Source organism: Paraburkholderia metrosideri (assembly GCF_904848625.1).
In the GTDB taxonomy this organism is placed as follows: domain Bacteria; phylum Pseudomonadota; class Gammaproteobacteria; order Burkholderiales; family Burkholderiaceae; genus Paraburkholderia; species Paraburkholderia metrosideri.
The window spans coordinates 42107-60764 of record NZ_CAJHCP010000017.1 but is presented as its reverse complement, the minus strand read 5'-3'; the positions used below and the strand labels follow the sequence as shown (position 1 = coordinate 60764).

The 18658-nt window shown below is 57.0% G+C and carries 15 protein-coding genes; 3 read left to right on the top strand and 12 right to left on the bottom strand.

Annotated features, from left to right (window positions below):
• Positions 1-57: 57 nt before the first annotated feature.
• The 6 genes from LMG28727_RS29915 to LMG28727_RS29890 form a co-directional block, all read right to left on the bottom strand.
• The gene (locus LMG28727_RS29915) at positions 58-1044 is read right to left on the bottom strand and encodes a hypothetical protein (protein WP_201645944.1); all 987 of its coding nucleotides are present in this window, start codon (positions 1042-1044) and stop codon (positions 58-60) included.
• Entirely contained in the window at positions 1041-1961 is a 921-nt protein-coding gene (locus LMG28727_RS29910) for a recombination directionality factor (protein ID WP_201645943.1), read from the bottom strand. The genes LMG28727_RS29915 and LMG28727_RS29910 overlap by 4 nt, the downstream gene beginning before the upstream one ends.
• A 107-nt stretch (positions 1962-2068) precedes the next feature.
• Positions 2069-3064 (bottom strand): YqaJ viral recombinase family nuclease, encoded by a 996-nt coding sequence (locus LMG28727_RS29905; RefSeq protein WP_201645942.1) that lies wholly within the window; start codon positions 3062-3064, stop codon positions 2069-2071.
• An 80-nt stretch (positions 3065-3144) separates the two neighbouring features.
• Positions 3145-4119 (bottom strand): DUF932 domain-containing protein, encoded by a 975-nt coding sequence (locus LMG28727_RS29900; RefSeq protein ID WP_201645941.1) that lies wholly within the window; start codon positions 4117-4119, stop codon positions 3145-3147.
• Between the two features lie 92 nt (positions 4120-4211).
• Positions 4212-4544 (bottom strand): hypothetical protein, encoded by a 333-nt coding sequence (locus LMG28727_RS29895; protein WP_236592471.1) that lies wholly within the window; start codon positions 4542-4544, stop codon positions 4212-4214.
• A 906-nt stretch (positions 4545-5450) separates the two neighbouring features.
• Complete coding sequence (locus LMG28727_RS29890; RefSeq protein WP_201645939.1) at positions 5451-6467, bottom strand: hypothetical protein; 1017 nt, start codon at positions 6465-6467, stop codon at positions 5451-5453.
• Positions 6468-7202: 735 nt separating this feature from the next.
• Here LMG28727_RS29890 and LMG28727_RS29885 point away from each other — a divergent pair.
• Both LMG28727_RS29885 and LMG28727_RS29880 read left to right on the top strand, forming a co-directional pair.
• The gene (locus LMG28727_RS29885) at positions 7203-8051 is read left to right on the top strand and encodes a class I SAM-dependent methyltransferase (protein WP_201645938.1); all 849 of its coding nucleotides are present in this window, start codon (positions 7203-7205) and stop codon (positions 8049-8051) included.
• A gap of 40 nt (positions 8052-8091) precedes the next feature.
• Positions 8092-9798, top strand: coding sequence for an RNA-directed DNA polymerase (locus LMG28727_RS29880; RefSeq protein ID WP_201645937.1), 1707 nt, complete (start codon positions 8092-8094; stop codon positions 9796-9798).
• A gap of 392 nt (positions 9799-10190) precedes the next feature.
• Here LMG28727_RS29880 and LMG28727_RS29875 read toward each other — a convergent pair whose 3' ends face one another.
• From LMG28727_RS29875 to LMG28727_RS29855, 5 genes are all read right to left on the bottom strand, one after another.
• Positions 10191-10565, bottom strand: coding sequence for a glutaredoxin family protein (locus LMG28727_RS29875; RefSeq protein ID WP_201645936.1), 375 nt, complete (start codon positions 10563-10565; stop codon positions 10191-10193).
• A gap of 547 nt (positions 10566-11112) precedes the next feature.
• Complete coding sequence (locus LMG28727_RS29870) at positions 11113-12243, bottom strand: inovirus-type Gp2 protein (RefSeq protein ID WP_201645935.1); 1131 nt, start codon at positions 12241-12243, stop codon at positions 11113-11115.
• Positions 12244-13028: 785 nt separating this feature from the next.
• The gene (locus LMG28727_RS29865; protein ID WP_201645934.1) at positions 13029-14195 is read right to left on the bottom strand and encodes a hypothetical protein; all 1167 of its coding nucleotides are present in this window, start codon (positions 14193-14195) and stop codon (positions 13029-13031) included.
• A 159-nt stretch (positions 14196-14354) separates the two neighbouring features.
• Positions 14355-15929 (bottom strand): AAA family ATPase, encoded by a 1575-nt coding sequence (locus tag LMG28727_RS29860; RefSeq protein ID WP_201645933.1) that lies wholly within the window; start codon positions 15927-15929, stop codon positions 14355-14357.
• A gap of 15 nt (positions 15930-15944) precedes the next feature.
• Positions 15945-16322 (bottom strand): hypothetical protein, encoded by a 378-nt coding sequence (locus tag LMG28727_RS29855; RefSeq protein WP_201645932.1) that lies wholly within the window; start codon positions 16320-16322, stop codon positions 15945-15947.
• A 402-nt stretch (positions 16323-16724) separates the two neighbouring features.
• Between LMG28727_RS29855 and LMG28727_RS29850 the strand changes: the two genes are divergently transcribed.
• Entirely contained in the window at positions 16725-17378 is a 654-nt protein-coding gene (locus tag LMG28727_RS29850; RefSeq protein WP_201645931.1) for a hypothetical protein, read from the top strand.
• A 63-nt stretch (positions 17379-17441) separates the two neighbouring features.
• Here the strand turns inward: LMG28727_RS29850 and LMG28727_RS29845 are convergent, their stop codons facing one another.
• Positions 17442-18656: a tyrosine-type recombinase/integrase gene (locus tag LMG28727_RS29845; protein WP_201645930.1), complete on the bottom strand. Its 1215-nt coding sequence runs from the start codon at positions 18654-18656 to the stop codon at positions 17442-17444.
• Between the last annotated feature and the right edge of the window lie 2 nt (positions 18657-18658).

Here is an 18658-nt window from a genome sequence, read left to right as displayed (position 1 = left end):
TCCGAAGAGAATCGGATACACGGGATTTAAGTGGAAAAACCCAGGCGAGCGCCTGGGTTAGGAGGGTTGAGAGAGTTCGCCCAGCCGCTTGCGCAATGCTGCCGCGCGGGCTTGCGAGCAGCCCAGGTGACGACGGATATCGGCAACGGTTGCGCGCACGTGACCGGCTGCCACATCTCTGGCGAGTCCCATGACTTCGGTATCTGGTGAGCCCCGGGGAACTGGAGACGTCACCGATTCCGTACCGGGTACCGCAATCGGCGCGTGACTGGGCGAGACGCTCACGTGACTTAGCGCGACCGGATTGATCGCCGCCGGCGTGACTACTGCGGTGGTTCGTGATTGAAGCGTGACCGTCCAGAGCAAGCAGGCGACGCCTTCCAATATGGCCGCGTACGCCAATCCTGACAACAGATCGATACGCGTCACGCTGGTGCCGAGCGTCGCCGCCAGCCGCTTGGAGACCGGATCGCCCAGCAGCAGTTCACGCCGTGCCGCATCACGGTCAGCCGTGACTTGTCGCCGCCGTGCCTCATCGGCCTGAGCGTTCAGCGCATCGAGCTGCGCCGCCAGCGATACCCGACGGATCAGTACCGCTGAACAGTCACGCGCGCAATGCCGGGTATTGGCGACAGCCAGCGCGCCCGTCACCTTCGCCCGTTCCGTCATGATCGCCGCGAGACTACGACCAGACGGTCCCGAGAACGTCGCGACCATCGGCGTGACTGATGCCGCCCGGTTTTCGCCGGCGTGCTGCTGCGCAAGCAGGAAGAACGTTGCGTGACCGTAGCAGGTTGCCGCCATACACGCGACCCACAGGCAGCCAGCCACCCAGCGCACCGGTCGTGGCGCTGTCCGTGTGAGTGCCGGCAGGAGGTGAGCAGCGATCACCAGCACGATACCGATCGCCACCCATACCAGCCGCTCTGGCAGTCGGCCTCCGCGTTGCCAGCCCGCAAGCACCGACATGCAGATGGCGGTTCCGGTGGCTCCGCTTGCGAGCACGATTGACCAGCGCGACGGCGCAACGCCACGCGTACTCATGCGGCGGCTCCCCCAAGGAGCGCTGTTTTCCGGTCGAGCTTGTCGCGCAGCGTCGGCCGATCGTTTCCGGTCTGGCCTTGCGCTGTCTGAGCCTTGCCGCTCGATCCATCCGGTTCGCCCTCCGGGTAGAACTCTTCGGCGACGGCCGCACCGTCCTCCGGACTTTCCTCGAAAGCGCCGTTGGCAAAACCGGTTCGCGCTGCGGCATCCAGCGCCGACTGATCGAAACCGGCAGCCTTGCGGCGGGCATCGAGTTCGCGTGCCTGCGTGATCGTCTCCTCGAGCGTGGCGCCGCCGCTCATCCCAAGGTCCACGTAGTAGATGGCAGACCGGTAACTCTGCGTTGTGGACTTGCCGCGAAGCTTCAACTCCAGCGGCAGACACGCGAGCAGATTGCCTGACACGGCGCTGAAGTAATGAAGCCGGGCGGCAAGCGTGCGAATTGAGTTGAACGAGGTTGTGCGAAAGACGAACGACCCAAGTTCATCCTCGGCGCCGATCGTGACGTTCAGCCGACCATATGGCTTGCAGTTGCCTGCCTGCCCGAATGCGCAGCCGTCTGGCGACGGACACGGCAGCGCTTCAATGCCTGCTTCGCCCGCCCGTCTGCACGTCTCGCCATTGCCAACGCATACGGGTCGCCCGGTATCGCGGTCGAACAGCGAATACTCGGCACGCAGGTTCAGATTGGGATCGTTAAACAGGAAACGCACGGGAATCGCGCGAAGCTTGCCAGAGGTGACTTTGCGCAACGACTCGTTCAGCGGATGCAGCATCCATTCGCCGCGCTGCTGAACCTGGGTCGTCAGGGTAAATTGATCGTCCTTCTCTGGCAGGCGTTTACCGTTCTTTTCGACGACACGGCCAATGGAAATGCGACCGATCACGGGCGGCGTGATTGAGAGGCCCTTGAGCATGGTGGTTCTCCTGTAGATAAGGGAAACGGACAACGGAAAGAGAAACTGATGGGCGAAGCAAACCAATGTGGGAGAAAGAGAAAACTGCGGGAACGGCAGGAAGTGGTTCAGATGGACACGAGAAACCGGCGTGAGCCGGTTTTGGTGAGCGCGTACTGTGTCGTGAATTCAGGGTGATCGACAAGCAGCCGCTTGAGATCGACACCGGTGCTATCGCGACTGCGTTTGAACGACACCGAACCCGTCTCGAAGATCGCACGGTCGGATTCGGCCATCGCCTGCTGGATCGTCTGCTTGAGCAGCGCTTCCTGCGCCTCGCGCTGCTCGATATCGGCCCGAACTGCAACCAAGTCGGCGAACGCCGACGACATGCGCCGGTCGTCGCTGAAATCAACCGTCCCGCCGGTTCCCGGATACAGGCAGCGCAGCGCGCGATCGGCCGAATCCGAGCCATCCGCGGGCGGCGGCGTATCGGTCTCGACGTATCGCCAGAACGCGGCTTCGAGTGGAATGAGCCGCGCGATCAATGCGTCGTCACGTTCGATCCGGTGCACGTCAAGCTTCTGCCCGCAGAGCAGCACGGCCACATCCGCCGCCCGCTTACCCGTGACGGCAAGTTGGTGCTGAACCTGCACCTGCACGTATTCGGGCACACCCTCGCGCCACAGCCGTGCGCCGAACTCGCCCGCAGTCTTGCATTCGAGAATCTGCACACCAGGCACGCCGACGATTTCCCGATCCAGATTCGCGAGCATGAAGGGAATCGTCGGATGCTGGAGTACTGCATTGACCTTTCGCACGCGGTTGCCGGTCTGCTGCGTGTACGCGGCGGCGACAATCGGTTCGAGCAACGTTCCCCAATAGACCGGTTCACTGGTGTCGGTGGGATCAGGCCGTACCAGCCCGGCGTCTCGCCCGGTCTTGACCATCCACAGTTCGAGCGGACTCATGTACGGACTAAGACCCACGGCAGCAGCGGCGTCCGATCCGCCAATCCCGTTCTTCCGCACCGATAGCCATTCGTCGCGTGAGAGGTCTTTCGTTTCCACGAGCCGTAATGCCGGACGGTTTCTGCCCTGTCCTGCCGGTTCAGCTTGGGACATAACCACCTCCAGATGTGAAAATGCCCGGCGGGGAAAACCCCGGCCAGGCATATATGACGTAACAACAGGGAATGGGAACTTCATGCGACGAGCTTCATCGCCTCGTCCCAAGCCCTCTGCTTGAGCGTGGCGCCAGCACCGAACCACGCTGCATCACGCCGGTGATCGTCGCTGCGTGCGCGACGCTGGTGATCGACGAACTCGGTGATCGAGTTCACGAGACCCCATGCCGTACCCGACGCAGACGGCAGCGTGGCACCTTTGCCGCGACCGGCGTACAGTGCGTGCGCAGCTTTAATCGCGCTGTCATTTGTCGCCGGGGCAGGAAGACCCGTACTCGCCGGATACGTCAGCACGCGCTGGAAGAACGCCTCGGCGGCTGCGTCGCTCACCTTGCGCTCGACCAGCGCCTTCATGCGGACCATGAAGCCGTCCCACGACGAGATCGCGATGCCGAGCTGGCGTTTGACGGCCTGCGCGTCGAACTGGCTACGGTGCGGCACCTTCACGCACCCTGCCGAATCGCCAAGCGCGATGGCGAGCGTGTTGTTGCACACGACACGCACCGACGTGAACTGCGCGGTGGTCGCGAGCGTCCCGTCACAGGCGGTGGCGAGCAGCAGGTAGCCGTTCACCTCGTCGCGGCCCTTGAGCGAGACGGACTGGCCGGTACGGGCCAGCGCCCAGAGTTTTTTGCCGTCCTTGAGCACGCCGGCCGTCTCCAGCTCGAAGCCGCCGACTTCGGTGAGGTCGCGATAGAACTCCAGGATCTCGCGCGGCTGCACGACCTGATAGCGCGACGACACGACGGACAGCGGAGCCTTCGTGTCGGAGCGGTAGAGCACGCGTTGTTCCGGAAACGCATGGATTGAGCCGATGTTGTTGGGTGATCCGCTGGTGCTGCTGGCGACGAATCGTACGTCGGCCGATTCGATCGTCCAGTCAAGGCCGGCCTGACGGGCCCAGACCTCGATGGGCTGCTTCGGGGAAAGCTGGTTGCCGAGACCATGCCACGGGATTTCGCCGACATATGCCATATTGCTGACAAGATGCATATCAACCTCCAGACAAGTGCATAAAACCCGGCACGTAGCCGGGCGACAGTGGAAAGATCGGGAAACAGGAAAGGGGAGAAGCGCAGGCCGGATCAGTCCGGCCGGATGGAGAAGGTGTGTCCGCAGGCGCGGCAGCGCCAGTTGTCGAGGACCTTCTGGTCGAGAGTTTCGCCAAGTGCCGCGCCAGTGGCACAACCAGCGGCAGCTCCGGCCAGTCCAGCGATGACCGCGCCGGCAATGGCGCCACACAGCACACCGAATGGCCCGCCAGGCGTACCGACCGTCGCTCCGATTTCTGCGCCGGAGAGTGCTGCCGCCGCTGTGCTAGTTGCTCCGGCAGCCGCACCAATCGCGCCGCCGATCCGGCGTGCGCGATGACGCGGCTCAGTCTGTAACGACTGGCAGGCCGGACACGGATAGATCACGCTGGACGTGCCTGAGTGGTAGCGGGGCAGTTCATCGCCAGGGTGGCGATCATCCGGGGGCTCGCGTGGATCGTGCGCTCGCCGACAGTGCTGGAGCCATTCCTCGTCATCGCCGGATGACTCTAATGGACGTTGATCATGCATGGGCGGCCGCCTCTCGTCGGATCTTGTTGGCGTAGCAGCCGAAGCACAACGTCCAGAGTGCGCCGAGAAGGAAAGCGGTCGCGAAGGCGACCAAATAGTCGAGGGGACTTATGGGGATCATCACCAGACTCCAGAGACGGAATGCGTCAGCGCGGGATCGTGCTGACGGAGCGGCGGGCTGCTGCCTTGCTCGGAGCAGTGATATAGGTCCGAAAGAATTTTGAATCTGAGCGAATCAGAAATGGAAGAGACATGCCGATGGACACGCTCGAGTCGGACACAGCCCTTTTCTGGAAGGGCTGACGACGCGGCGAGGATCAATATCCTGTCAGGCGTCTACCAGGTGATAGCATGACGGCGACACGCTCGTGTTCGCGGCTGCTGATCGGAGAACAGGCGGGAATGTCACCGTGAATTTGCGGGACTGCCCCGAAATCGGTGACTCCCCTAGCCGCATCGAGCCGAATACGCGAACCGAAATAGCTTGAACAACCGGGAAAGCTTTGTGCGTGATCGGCCAGTCTCCGCCATTCGTCCAGCAGCCATAGAAGACGCTCGAACGGCGACCTTGCTGCGGAATTCAGCCTGGCACGCGTCGATCCCGTCACTCGCGCTGCAGCCGACGACTGACCATCTGTCAATGCACTGTGTGCACGGCAATGTTGCGCCATGTTTAGCGGGAAGCACCGCAGCTTTCGTTCCCACTATTGTTCTCGGGCGTGGCACGCCAAATCCTGATATGAAAAGAGGGACCGGTGCCGCCTATTTCTTCACCTTTTCCTTGACTGCTTCAAAAAGCGACGAAACGCTTTTAGTAACGTCCGAAAGGTCATCCCGTTCGATTCGCGTTCGTTCGAGTTCTACCGTTGTCTGGCCTTTTTCGAGGATATGGTTGCGCTCCGTTTCTACTAGGGAGACAACCACCTTGTTAATTAGCGACCCCGTGCCGGTGAAAAATGCAGACCTGAGAGCTAAGTGTTTCGCTTCCAAATTGGTGATTTCATTCTGAAAATATTTGATTTCAGAAAGCGAGTTTTTATATAGTCGCAAGAAGAAATATGCAAATAACTCGATTAGAAGGACGAAGGTTAGCCGGGGAAGAAAATGGATAAAAAATGAAACTGCTTCCTCTGACTGTCTCGCGGCAGTAGCCACATTGACCGTAGCTCCTGCCGCAGCTGTCACACTTACATGTCCATTTTCCGACAGAAGAAAAACAGCTAAAACAGACAAACCGGAGACTGAGATCAATATACCTAGAACAAGATTGACATTCCCGCGCCAACCAAGGCTCGTTATTTCACGAAGCAGACGGTCACGAGACTGCTCAAATTGCAGCTCCACCAATTGGTCTTTCGACAAGGCGCCGTCTATCGACTCCGGCGGGACGGAGGCAGGCGAGTCTTCCTCCGCTGGCGACGCGATGTCACTCGATATTAAGTTCCCAAAATCATCCACAACGTTCCGTTTGGACACTGAAGGCGTCTCGATCTTCGCAGTGGAGCGAGATTGCACGACCTCGCGATTAGGCAAGATCACTCTTTCCGCGTTCGATACAAGTCTCAATTCGGAGCGGAATCCAGTCTGAAGGTACAAAAGCGCGACAGACCCGGCGCTCACCAAGAAGAGGAAAAAAGCGCCGACGAATAGACTCTGAAGGACCACCCTTGGATTGCTCGACTCGGATCCGGTATCCAACATGCGGTAAAACATCTCAGAGTTGGCTAAATATAGAAAAACAATGCCGAACACGCCTGCAAAAACACTCGCGACTACCATTAGGCGCCGCAATCGAAGTTTTCTCGCAATCGGCCCGAGTTCAGCGTCTACCGTCTGATCATCATGTCTCATTTTTCGGATAGTCTCAGCACAAGGTGATAGTTAAACATGGCCGTTCTCAGTGATTCGGTGTGCTGCGTCGACTATACGCCGTTGACCGGTCTGCACGACTCCGCGCATTCGTGCAAGATTGCAAGCTATTATCGGAACTCAGCCAGATCTCCGGACCATGTGGGGCAGTTATGCCTTGGAAACGGTCACCCGTATCCTCATAGTTCGACCGGCGGCTTCGGGCCGCGTGCGGCCGGTCGCCGTCAGGCAGTGACCGGCCAGGAAGGGACATTCGTCCATCTCGTCGCCCGGACGTTCATGCGGCGGGACTGCCCAGCAAACGGACATTCAATTGCCGAGGCGAACGTTGCTCGCCGATCAAAGCGCTTTACGCTTTCCGAAACGTCTACTCTTCGTTTGCCGACTTGCAAACGAAGAGGGCCGCTTTGGCCTGCGCAATTCGAGCCGGTGACACGATTGCTTGTCCGAATTTGGTCGGAGGAATGCATAATCCGTGTACCGCAAACTTCTCTGAAATCTGTGAGCCAATCAACGTCTGACTCGTCAACACCATCGTCGCTGAGCGGTAAATGTCTTCCCGCGAGTATCTGGTCCAAAGACTTACTGCATCTGCCTCAGCCATTGGTCGGTGCACACAAAAAAATGCTGATTGCGAAGGGCTGGATGGCCGACTATTCCACCCTTAGTGGGTCGTCTGGCGCCATTGGAGGGGCAACCCAATCGGAAGCGGAGGTTCATTTTGTTGGACGATTTTTAAACTCTGCGGTCCGTGCTCAGTATGTGTGTTCCGACCCAATGGATTCGGAACCTGAAATTCGTGACATGATACTGGACCAAATGGCGGATGGACGTATCTTTCTCCTCGACCTTGGCGCGGGGAATGGTGCCGGAACACTCGCAATTTTGGCGCTACTCCGTGAGCTTCGTGGAGCAAACTGCATTCCACAACTTCCTTTAAACGTTCACATTTTTGGCGTCGACTATTCGACAGATGCTCTCGCATTGTATAGCGAAATGCTAGAAGAACTAGAGCCCTGGCTTGCAATGGCGGGTATATCGATTGAACTAGAATGTTGGCCCTGCGACTTGAGAGTCGTTGGAGATTTCAGCGAATTGCTCGATGTTTTTTTTGACGATGCAAAGTCTCTCGGTACCAAGCGCTTTCTATGCGTTATCTCCGCTTTGACCGGTCTAGGAAAAGACGGAATGGAAGAAATCCATAAGTCATTGGAAGCGGCTTCCATACGTCTTAGTCATAAAGCGCGCGAAAGCTCATGGCTTTGGATTGAACCAACAGTTTCTAATAACTGGTTTACGATGTTTATCAGCACAATCATGCTATCCTTAAAGAAAATACCTTATATTTTTTCGAAAAAAAAGGATTCTTTTGAGGTAAAAACTAGCTTACCCTTGCTGCCGACACCTGTCGCTCGCAAGATTCTCTGGCAGGACCCATATCTAGCAAAAATAAATACAAGTCATGTCGTCGTTGTAGGCTTTAAAAATGATTAATGAAAAAATCCCTCTAGATCAAGTCCTTCTAACGAGAGCATTGAACGCCACAAAAACAACGTACTTTCCTTCGTACGTTGGCGTGCGTCTAATTGCTTCCCAACTTGGGGACGAAAATGGCGCTTACCTTGAACGGATGATTGTTCGGCGGCTACGCGCTCTCGATTCATGGCGCTATCGCCCATTTAAGTTATACAAGGGGTCAATTAACCGTCAAGGGGAGCCAGAGCATATCTATCGCGACTGCTGGGCGCCGAGCCCAAGTACTTCGATCGGGGAGGCAGTTATTTTGGCGCTGCTTGCGAGTGATCCCGCCTTTGCTGTCCCCGACCGGGTATTCAGCTATCGCTGGCCAAAGAGCATTTCTGCGGGCGGCAGCTACGAGTACTTTGCGGAAGGCTACATGCGTCGCAATAAACAAATAGCGGCGGCCCTCGGCGAGGGGATGGTTGCAATCGTGATGGATATAAAGAGCTTCTATCCGTCAGTGTCAGCAGAAGTTATAGAGCCGAAACTTAAAGCCAGACTGACCAGCAAAAACTCGATATTGAGCGGTTTTGCAGACGAAATCCTGAATTTCTTTCGGGGCCTCATGAATGCGGGAGGGGCTGGAATACCAATCGGCCCGGAGTCTGCCCACGTATTGGGGCATCTTGTGCTGGAGCCAGTCGACAACGAGTTGACCGAACTTTTTGGAATCAAGTACTTCCGTTACGTCGACGACATAGTCGTCATAGCCAATGAGGCAGATCGGAAATATGTGGAAAAGAAGGTCGAGTCGACATTGAGGAAATACGGTTTTGAACCCAATACCGATAAAACGACCGCCTTGGACGCGCAGAGCTGGGATCGTCACATTTCGAGGCCGGATATTGCCTCAAATGATTCGTTCAGAGCGTTCGCCCGGGATCTAACAACTTATCTGGCGTTCCACCCCGATAGATCACGTGAACTGAAAGTCGCTTTTTCGGCAGCCGGAATGTCCATACCAATTACGCGCTTGCTCGCGACATCGCGTTATTCGCGATTTCGTTATTTTTTGCGCCATCGAAAATCGAATGACAATTTATCCAAAACCCTGTCGATCTGGCTTTCAAATAATGCCTCATTCATTGAGCGTGCCATTCAACTAAAGGCGGACTACGAAGCAACTCTTGCCAAACTAATCCAAGAGCCTTATCAAGACGAGCCGAGTCTTCGACGATGGCAAGTACAACGGGTGCGGCGCCTCGTCAACGCGCTTTTTTACCTCCGCGACTTCGGATCTTGGCAGAGTGGAGCTCTCGCAGACTCTTTTCCCGAGCTGATAGAACAGCATGCTTTAGCAGAGGCCTTAGGATCTGGTCGGGTAGATCCAGTGCTACCGTTTTACGGGAGGGGTGCCGCGGCTTTCGCGGAACTGTGGGCAGAGTACGGACACGGCACGGCAACGTTCGACCGGGCAGAATCAGCGCTGACCTCTGCAGAGCTTGAGAGCGTCGTTTCACTGCAATTAAGCGGGATACTTACCGACGTGGGATCTTGGCCAGTTGCACAGCATCCGCAAGCACGCTTGATGCGTATCGTTTCACGGGACCAGCCAGAGCGGCGATCGGATCCAGATTTATCGTTCGAGGACGAGCTCGAGTCGTTGCGTCTACGAATGAGCAACGACCATTTGGCACAACTCGCGAGGAGTCGCTACTCGTTGACCGAAAGCACGGCCTTGGACGCACTGGCATTGTCAAGTAGTGAATATCGAAGCTAATGACATAGCCACCCATGTCTGATCTGGAGGATTGGCTCGACTTATCGTTTTCTGAAATATTCCTAACGACGAATCAAAACGCCATTCGGACGTCTACGTTGGACGTTCGTGGCCGACACAGGCGGTCATGCGCGAGTCTTTTCGGAACACGGTCGAGAATTTGGAGGCGGGAATGACCGCTGCGCCCTAAAAGCTGGCGGCCAGGTTGGGCCGGTTCAACGACGGGAATGGGTCGACTGGCGACCCTTGAGTGACCGGTATAGACCGAGCCCCGACCCATTTCATGCCGCCGATGTAAGTCGGATTCCGGAGCCGCAGACGACCAAGCTCGATGCCAACGAGCGAGGCCGGCCCGGGGCTTTCATAAAGGCCTCACGGCTGCGTGCGACGGATCAGAAGATCCCGGCAAAGCGTTGCTCCAGGTAGGCGATGATGGCGTTGGATTCGTACAGCCATCGCGACTGGCCATTTTCTTGAATATGCAGGCAAGGCACTTTCACCTTGCCGCCACCGACCAGCAAACGATCCCGTTGCACAGGATCGTTTTTGGCGTCGCGCAGCGTCATCGGTACATTCAGACGATGCAGGGCTCGCCGCGTCTTGACGCAGAAGGGACACGCATGGAACTGATACAGCGACAGCCGCGCCGCTTCTTTTTCCACCATTGCCTGTCCATGCGCCGAACGACGTTGCGGGCGCGGGCGACTGACGGCGTCGCCGACTAAAATCAACCGGCCGAAACCGACACGCAGGGCTTTCATCAACATAGACACTACCTTCAACGGCGAATTGGAGCGCGCAAGTCTACTCTCCTTCCAATATCCGGCACCACCGGTCTTGGCAGCGCAGCCGGCAGCACCTCTGCCTTGCTGCGCTTACGACCACGTCGCTTCGCCCTGAGCTTCGGTGGCTGACTCGTCCAAAAGGCACGATCACCATCACGCTTCGTCATCGGGATGTCGAAGTCCGGCTTGGTCAGATATCCGCGCGCACGTACACAGGTTCACGTTCGCGCCAGGCAGTTCATCAACCAAACGCTCGAGAGCCTGCCACAGACAGACGCCTCGACGTATCTCAGAGATAACGCACGCGTTTGATTTCGCTGCGGCGAGCGGTTTGCCCTTGAAGCATGTAGACGGTCGAATGAGAGCTCGACTGGCGAGCAGCTGTCAGCGGCGCGCCTCAGGTTGCGATCCGATAATCGCCTGCCGGATACGACAGCCGCGTACTTCGGCAACCGCGTGACCTTTTTCCCTTAACAACCGCACACGATCACGTCAGAAACCTGAGCATTCTCGCTCGCAGCCCAGACTCTCAATTCCCGTCGCCGCATTCATCGCGGCAATGCTGGTCACAGCTCACCTTTTCGTTACGGGGACGTCCCGCCTTCATCTTTTCCGGGACCTGACTGACGTCGAACGTCCGGAAATGTTCCTCATCCTTCATCAACAGGCATTGCTCATGCGTCTTTGCAAGATAACGAATCGTCTTGCGCAACGAATGGCGCTTCTCAGTATCACCCCGCTTGATCAGCCCTGTTCCGTCACCATAGCCCCATTTGTTGTGCTTCTCCTTGTTAGCATTGCTGTTCCAATAAGCACCCTTTCCGTTCGTAATCACTCTCACCCAGTAGTCACCGATCATCTTTCCAATGATCACGTCCTTGCGATATTCCGCCGAATAGAAGAGGATCAGATGCAGGTGCAGACCCGAGTCCTCCCCCCGCTCGATCTTCCAGATATAGCCGTTGATACCGCGTAGCAGCCTGTTCGTGCGCCGGTTATTGAAAAACCGGTTACGGTGCATGCGGATGTCATCTTCAGTAATATCCTTCCGATGCTCGGGTTTGTAGCCGAAGTGCAGTACCAGAATCAGGTGCCGGGATTTCCACTCGTACATCTTCGCCTCAAACTCCAGCCCTTTCGCTTCATTGCGTTTCGCAGTGTCTTTCAGGTAGCGAAGCTGTTCCTTGAACCCGCGGGACTGACACGTCTCGCGTATCTTCTCGATCAACTCGTTGAAGATCTCCGCATAGAGCTTTCCGGTCGATCCATAGTACTCGTTCGGTGCACGGGGAACGAGGTACCTGTCGTCCAGTATCCCGATCACCCTGCAGGCGTCGTAGAACGCCTTTATCCGTGGCGCATAGAACCGATTAGATGAATAACCCCGGATGAATTCTCCCAACCGCTTGTAATGCCGCTTTGCAAGCGTGAGCGGTTCCACTGGAATACTACCAAACCAGCTCGACCGCATCCTGAACCCTGGTTGCTTGTACTCTCTGATCCGGTCTACCATCTGTTCGATTTCGAACAGGTATGAGAAATCTGACTCGTCGTCAGGGTTAAGCATGCTGACGCACCCCGAGTCGATCTCCTTCGTTTCAGTATCGAAGTTGTGCCGTTCCTCAGTAGCTTCGATCCCTTCCTTAAGATTCTCTGTCATTTTCAATCCTTACCGTTGATGGTTATTGTCGTTGTGGTTGGGAGGTAGACATTGATTTCCGGATGTTCTGGTTGTTACGTCAACGATATAGAGTCGATACCTCTCAAGGTACTGTTCAATATCTTTCTCTATAATGAATTGCTTCGCATTACATAGGAACCATAAGTCGATGGCACCCATAGCGACGCAATTCCTACACGTTCAACTAGAAATGCGTCGAATATGAGGTTGTTTCTCTTCCGTGCTCCACATACAGAGTTACACCCGCAGTAAGAATTCTCCGTGGACAATTTTCGGACGAGGCTATGCCGATCAATCGAGTGTTGAAAGCGACTGGCATGCTGCTGCGATGCACGAGTGCCCCTATCCGGACGAGCTAGTGCATCGACCTGATGCACGGCAAGTTTTTACGTGGACGAAGTAATGGCCTGACGTGTCAATTGAAGAGAAGACTAGACAAGGGAGAAATTGAAAGGCCAGCAGGAGCGTCATGGCATCGCGTCCGAGATCGGTCTGACAGAGCGGTAGCCAGAAAGAAGAGACGAGACATGGTTGCAAACATGCCTCGCGAAACAAAGTGACAGTCTCAGCGGTGGTCAGCAGTCGCTTGCTCCGCCGGGCTCAGTTCGCCGCATTTACGTTCGATACTCGTCGCCCCCTAAACGATGGCTAGCCTTAACAGCGTGGCATAAGCCGTGCGATCCTGTTCGAACCGAAGGATTACAGCTTTCGAGCGCGATCTAGGGGCTTGACGGGTGTACTGGCAATTGGCTGAGCGACCACGCTTATGCTGCCGCGTTGTTGCTTGAGCTGCCAACGTGCTGCTTATATTGCCTGCGCAGCAGTCCTGCCGCTGCCTGGCGACAACCGAGAAGATTGCGGATTGCTTCTTGAGTCGGCTTTTTGATAGTGCCCTCGACGACCGCTTTGTGGATCGCCTCGAGTCGGCGATCGACAATGGGCGGCACTGAAAGGTCGGCGATTGCGTGCGCGGTCGGCTCGCGACCAGTCGCGGCAGTTGCGATGTCTGCTGGCCGCGCAACGGGACCGGGATCGTCCCCATCACGACCATCAGCCACGACCGCGTGGTCAAGCGCGACCCGCTTGCGGCCCGACGCGACCGCCGCGCGACCAGCACCCGGAGTCGGCGCGACCGCAGCAAAGCACCAGCACAGGCAGGCAGCGCCTTCCACGACGACCGCGCGTGCAAACGCCAGCAGCACATTCAGCCCCGCTTCGGTCGTGCCGACCCAAGGCGCGAGTTGCGAGGTGACAGGGTCGGCACGATGCGACTCATGCAGAGCTTCGATCTGGTCGGCGTGGGCGTGCAGTCGGTCCTCTTCGGCTTCTCGGCGCTTCGCTTCGGCCGCTTCCGTGTTCAGCGCGGCGAGCCGTGCCGACAGCGCCATCTTCTGCACACGGAGGTTCGTGCAATCGAAAGTGCAGCGACGTTCATCAGCCCAAGCGAGGTCCATGCGGACTTTCGCGACCTCCTGCGCGATGGACGTCAGGCTGCGGCCTACTGGCGCGTCGACGTGTGCCAGCACCTCGACCGAAGGAAGGGCCTCCGCCCGCTGGTCGGCTGCATGCTGGTGCGCGAGTACGACGAAGTCCGCCTGACCTTTCAGGACGACCGGCAGAGCAACGATCCACATTAGAACTGCGATGAAACGGGTGAAGCCGCGACCGATCCGCCAGAACATCGGCATCAGATGCAGACAGAACACGGCCAACGTACTGACCGCGACATTGCCGACCTGTTCCTGCACAGAGCCGGCTCCTTGCAGACCAGTGAACACGGCGATGCCAAGCGACACAACCGTAGCGGCCAGCGCGATCGCCAGCGCGATTTTCTGCAAAATGACCGGGGTGATCATTGCAGCGATGCCGGGCACGTCGTCGCTGCCGATGGCCGGATCATCGACCGGCTGTTTGATATCGATTTCGTTCATTATTCGACTCCTGCTTCCGCGCCGACAAGGCGCGGTTGCTACGTTTTCAGGGCGCACCGGGCCGCGCACAGGCCGATTAGCGGCAGCGCGAGCAACACGATTGCGGGAAAATGAAAGACAGGCATAGCGCCCGCAGGTTAGCCCTGCGGGTATCGCCGTTCACTGTTTGCGCCAGAACTCTCCTTGCAGGAGCAGGCTCTTCGCGCTCGCTATCCACTCGGCGTCGACCAGCTCCACGTTCGTCTCAAGAACGTAGTCGACGATCGACTCGCGGACCTGATATTCATCGTCGTCAACGCGGCGTGCGCGACTCTGATATCGCGTCAGGCAACAATCCACCATGTGTTTCCACATCCCGGCATCCATCCGGTCCGCGGTGCTAGCAACCTGCTCATGCTGCTCAACTTGCTCAACTTGCTCAACTTGCTCAACTTGCTCACCGTTTTTTGAGATCCATGCGGTGTCACCTAGCGGTGTCGCCTGAGGCTGATGCGGTGACCGCCACTGCGTTGGCGAAGCAGTGCTCCAGATTGACTTTGGCTCAGAGCCTGCCGCATACGCTGCGCCGAAACCGAAAGCAGCACCGGAACCAAAGCCCCCCGAAAAACCCATCGCACCGGCTTGCGCGGTCGACTGCGGCCATGCCTGCTGGCCGCAGTCCAACGCCCACCACCAATTCTTCATGCCGAGCGGGCGATATTTATTGACACCTATTGCGTCGGCCGCACGGCGAACCGTCGCCCACGAGAGGCCAGCATTTTCTGTGCGGACCCTGATCTCTTCGCTCGGCATCGGACCAACCGAAAGCAGTTCCGAGAGAAAGTCCATCCCATCTTGCTTCCTGTCATCACCAACAGGCGCGCTGCCGCCTTCCGCGTCATCCAGAATATCTTTCGGCGCGCCCGGCAGCGGCTCGCCCCACTCGATCTTCGATGTGTTCGCAACACCGCCCTGCGCCGGAAGGTCAATCGGAGTGATCTGATACGAGAGACCACCGTCGGTCGGACCCAAGTTCGATTTGGCACGCACTAGTACGCTGCGCGACACGCCGTCGCCTGAACGGTCGCTTTCGTCACGGGCAACGATCCAGACGAGTCGGGCAACGGCACCAAACGCAGTGCTTCCATTCACGCGATCAAGTGGGTCCTTTTTCTTCGATCCCTTGTTTACATGGGTCAGCCCGAGAATCGCGCAACCGGTGCGCTCAGCAAAGACGACCAACGGATCGAGATCTTTGCGCACTTGGGTGTTGCTGTTCGAATTGCCCGACACCACCTGGGCGATCGAATCGATGATGATGAGCGCGACGTCGCCGAGCTCTTTCACTTTCGCTTCGAGACGCGGCAGATCGCGCCCGAAGTCAAACGGGCGACGACGGCCGTTTTCGCTCGTCTCGCTCAACATGAATACATGATTGCGATTCGCGCCGGCCGCCTCAAGACGCGGTATGACAGTGTCTTCGTGGGCGTCTTCACAAGTCCAGATCACAATACGCCCGAACCGAGCAAGAGTTCCGTCCGGCCAGACGCCCCGCTCTGTACCGCCATTTGTTATTGTGGCGGCGAGAGCCATGGCGAGTGTGGTCTTGCCTGTAGACGGCGGACCAGCAAGGATATGAAGCTTGCCGCGCGCCAGCCAAAACTTCCACAACCAGACAATGGAAAGCATCGGAATGTCGCTCGCCGGCGAGAGAACGGGACCATTGCCCTGGTTGCCGAAAATTGTAGGGAACATGAGAACTCGCCTCCGTTAATTGCTTGCGCGGAAGTCCGCGTGCGATACGCTTGAGGCGTTGCCTTCGCTCGAGTTGAAGCCGATCTTGCGTGCCTTCAACTTGTTCTCAGCCGTATCCAAAGAGTCGGGTGCATGCATACCGTTTTTGACTTTGAATTGGTCCTTTTTCGTCTCCGGTGCGCGACGCGTGGCAATCTTCTTCTGGATGTATTGCTCAAGCTCTTCCGTAACAACGAAGGTGCTACGGCCGATTTTGAACGGCACCGGCAGATCGGGGTCGTAGCGCGCCGACTTCGGGTTCTGCATGTCGTAATAAGTCGACTTCGAACGATTGATACAGCGGACCGCCTCCAGGAGGGGGGTGATGGAAGTCAGTTGAGCAGGCTTGTTCATTTGTTCCGTATCTCCGTTGATTGAAACCAGAACAGAGGCTAAAGATCCGCATCGAACTTGCGCAGGCCCTACTTCGAGTAAAAAAATATTGCAAGCAGCCTCCAGCAAATGCTACTGGACTTGTCTACTCCTCGCGCCAGTCCCGCGTTGAGCTGGCTGGCGGAATAGCCGCCGACCGTGCGTACTCGATACCAATCGAAGCCCTCCGCAGGAATTCCAAATTCCTGCCGATCAGGCAAAATTCATTTCCGATAAAAAATGTATAGATAAGAGTTGCTGAGACCTATATGCGGATAGCTGAAAGCTGCGAGACCACGCGAATCTCATCTACAACACACGAAGGCAAGCCATAGGAAAATTGCGATGATGAAATCGTCAAGATGCTATCGACACAAGGAGATAATGGTTTTCGATCTCGAAGGCGAGATCAATCACGTTCGTCATGCCTTAAGCTGGCCGTTCGAGCGAGCAAAGGAGACATTCGATGCGTACATGGAGCGCGTCATTGCACTGGATCAATCAGAGGTTCCCAGAGATGACGCCTCGTCTGTCCGTCGGGACGAATTACAGTCCGCACTTCTCGCGACCTATCCGGTCACAGAAAACTGCCAAGACTCGACGTTTCGCTCGTATCAGGTAGACGCATGCACGCATCTAGCACGTGCCGAAGAAGCCAGGAGACAGGGAAATCACGAAGAGGCCTGGTTCTTTATATCGGTGGCGAAGGAGTACATGGGACGCTCAAATGGCTACTATGAAGTGATGTCCCACGTGAATATGAAGAAATCTCGTGCATCCCAAGGAGGACGGCAAAAGGCACGAAATCTAGAGGAGAAAATGCGGCAGCTTTACATCCAGTTGCTGGGCACATTGGCACCGCAAGACGGTTGGTCATCCAAAGTGGAAGCCGTGAAGAGTGTCTCGGCGGTTGCGACTATCGCTCTCGAGACTTTAGGTAATCCAATCGAGGATTCTTACGCAAAACTGTCGGATCTGCTGACCGTCGATAAGGATGTTAACGCTGCCCTGACGACAACTATGCGCAACAGTAGATGACGTAACTGCAACAATGCCCACATACGAGTCGGAATTGCACCGAGTCAGTGGGCCAACGCAATCTCATCCCGTAGCGCTGTTCATCTCGATAACTTCCGCCCCCGCTTTCAGCCTGTCCAGATAATCCGCCCATCGTTGCATCATTACAACCCGATCGTCGATGAATCTAGTCCGGTTGTAAGCTGTCCCAAGCGCATCCGCAACTCTGTGTGCAAGCTGGTGCTCGATTACCTCGCTTGGGAAACGCAATTGCTCGTGCAAGATCGTACGCGCCATTGCGCGAAACCCATGCCCGGTAATTTCCGTCTTCGTATCGAACCCCATTCGACGCAACGCTGCATTAATGGCCGCACCACTCATTGGTTTCTTGACGTCACGCCCAGGGAATACGTACTGGCGCTGTCCTGTCAGCGCGTGGAGCTCGCGCAGAGTTGCTACTGCCTGCGTTGAAAGTGGAACAAGGTGCTCGGTCTTGGTCTTGGAGACGGTATAACGCCATTGCGCTTTATCCAGGTCGAATTGCGTCCATTCTGCTGTGCGCAGCTCACCCGGACGAACGAACAGCAACGGCGCTAGACGCAGCGCGCACTGAACGACAAATGTGCCTTGAAAACCGTCGAGCGCCCTTAGAAGACTCGCAACCTCGGCGGGTTCCGTCACGGATGCGAAATGGGTGTGCCGCGCAGGCGGAAGCGCACCGCGCAAATCAGAACTAATATCGCGCTCCGCCCGTCCGGTCGCAACCGCATAACGAAAGACTTGGCCACAATTCTGATGAACGCGATGAGCAGTATCGAGCGCACCGCGTGCTTCGACCCTGCGCAAAACCGCCAACACTTCGGGTGCTTTGATCTCCGCAATCGCCCGCCCCCCGAGCCACGGGAATACATCGTTCTCTAGACGCCCCATGATTTTGTCGGCGTGGCTTGTAGCCCAGCCCGGCGCCTGTCGCGCGAACCACTCGCGGGCCACCGCTTCGAAACTGTTTGCGGCACGTTCGACCGTTGCCGCCTTCTGCACCTTGCGCTCAATACCCGGATCGATATTCTTGGCAAGCAGCTTACGGGCCTCATCCCGGCGAGCCCGCGCATCCTTCAAACCCACGTCCGGATACACGCCGAGAGACAACCGCTTCTCTTTGCCCCCGAATCTGTATTTGAAGCGCCACCACTTACCGCCCGTGGCCGAAACCTCCAGATACATGCCGCGCTCATCAAACAGACGATAAAGCTTGCCCGTAGGTTTGGCGTTGCGAACGCCCACATCGGTCAATGCCATTT

Bases quoted from the DNA above. Each gene is read 5' to 3' on its own strand.
- LMG28727_RS29905 (WP_201645942.1), bottom strand. From the start codon at position 3,064: ATGTCCCAAGCTGAACCGGCAGGACAGGGCAGAAACCGTCCGGCATTA.
- LMG28727_RS29865 (WP_201645934.1), bottom strand. From the start codon at position 14,195: ATGAACGAAATCGATATCAAACAGCCGGTCGATGATCCGGCCATCGGC.
- LMG28727_RS29870 (WP_201645935.1), bottom strand. From the start codon at position 12,243: ATGACAGAGAATCTTAAGGAAGGGATCGAAGCTACTGAGGAACGGCAC.
- LMG28727_RS29875 (WP_201645936.1), bottom strand. From the start codon at position 10,565: ATGTTGATGAAAGCCCTGCGTGTCGGTTTCGGCCGGTTGATTTTAGTC.
- LMG28727_RS29845 (WP_201645930.1), bottom strand. From the start codon at position 18,656: ATGGCATTGACCGATGTGGGCGTTCGCAACGCCAAACCTACGGGCAAG.
- LMG28727_RS29885 (WP_201645938.1), top strand. From the start codon at position 7,203: ATGGCCGACTATTCCACCCTTAGTGGGTCGTCTGGCGCCATTGGAGGG.
- LMG28727_RS29900 (WP_201645941.1), bottom strand. From the start codon at position 4,119: ATGCATCTTGTCAGCAATATGGCATATGTCGGCGAAATCCCGTGGCAT.
- LMG28727_RS29915 (WP_201645944.1), bottom strand. From the start codon at position 1,044: ATGAGTACGCGTGGCGTTGCGCCGTCGCGCTGGTCAATCGTGCTCGCA.
- LMG28727_RS29860 (WP_201645933.1), bottom strand. From the start codon at position 15,929: ATGTTCCCTACAATTTTCGGCAACCAGGGCAATGGTCCCGTTCTCTCG.
- LMG28727_RS29855 (WP_201645932.1), bottom strand. From the start codon at position 16,322: ATGAACAAGCCTGCTCAACTGACTTCCATCACCCCCCTCCTGGAGGCG.
- LMG28727_RS29850 (WP_201645931.1), top strand. From the start codon at position 16,725: ATGGTTTTCGATCTCGAAGGCGAGATCAATCACGTTCGTCATGCCTTA.
- LMG28727_RS29910 (WP_201645943.1), bottom strand. From the start codon at position 1,961: ATGCTCAAGGGCCTCTCAATCACGCCGCCCGTGATCGGTCGCATTTCC.
- LMG28727_RS29890 (WP_201645939.1), bottom strand. From the start codon at position 6,467: ATGGTAGTCGCGAGTGTTTTTGCAGGCGTGTTCGGCATTGTTTTTCTA.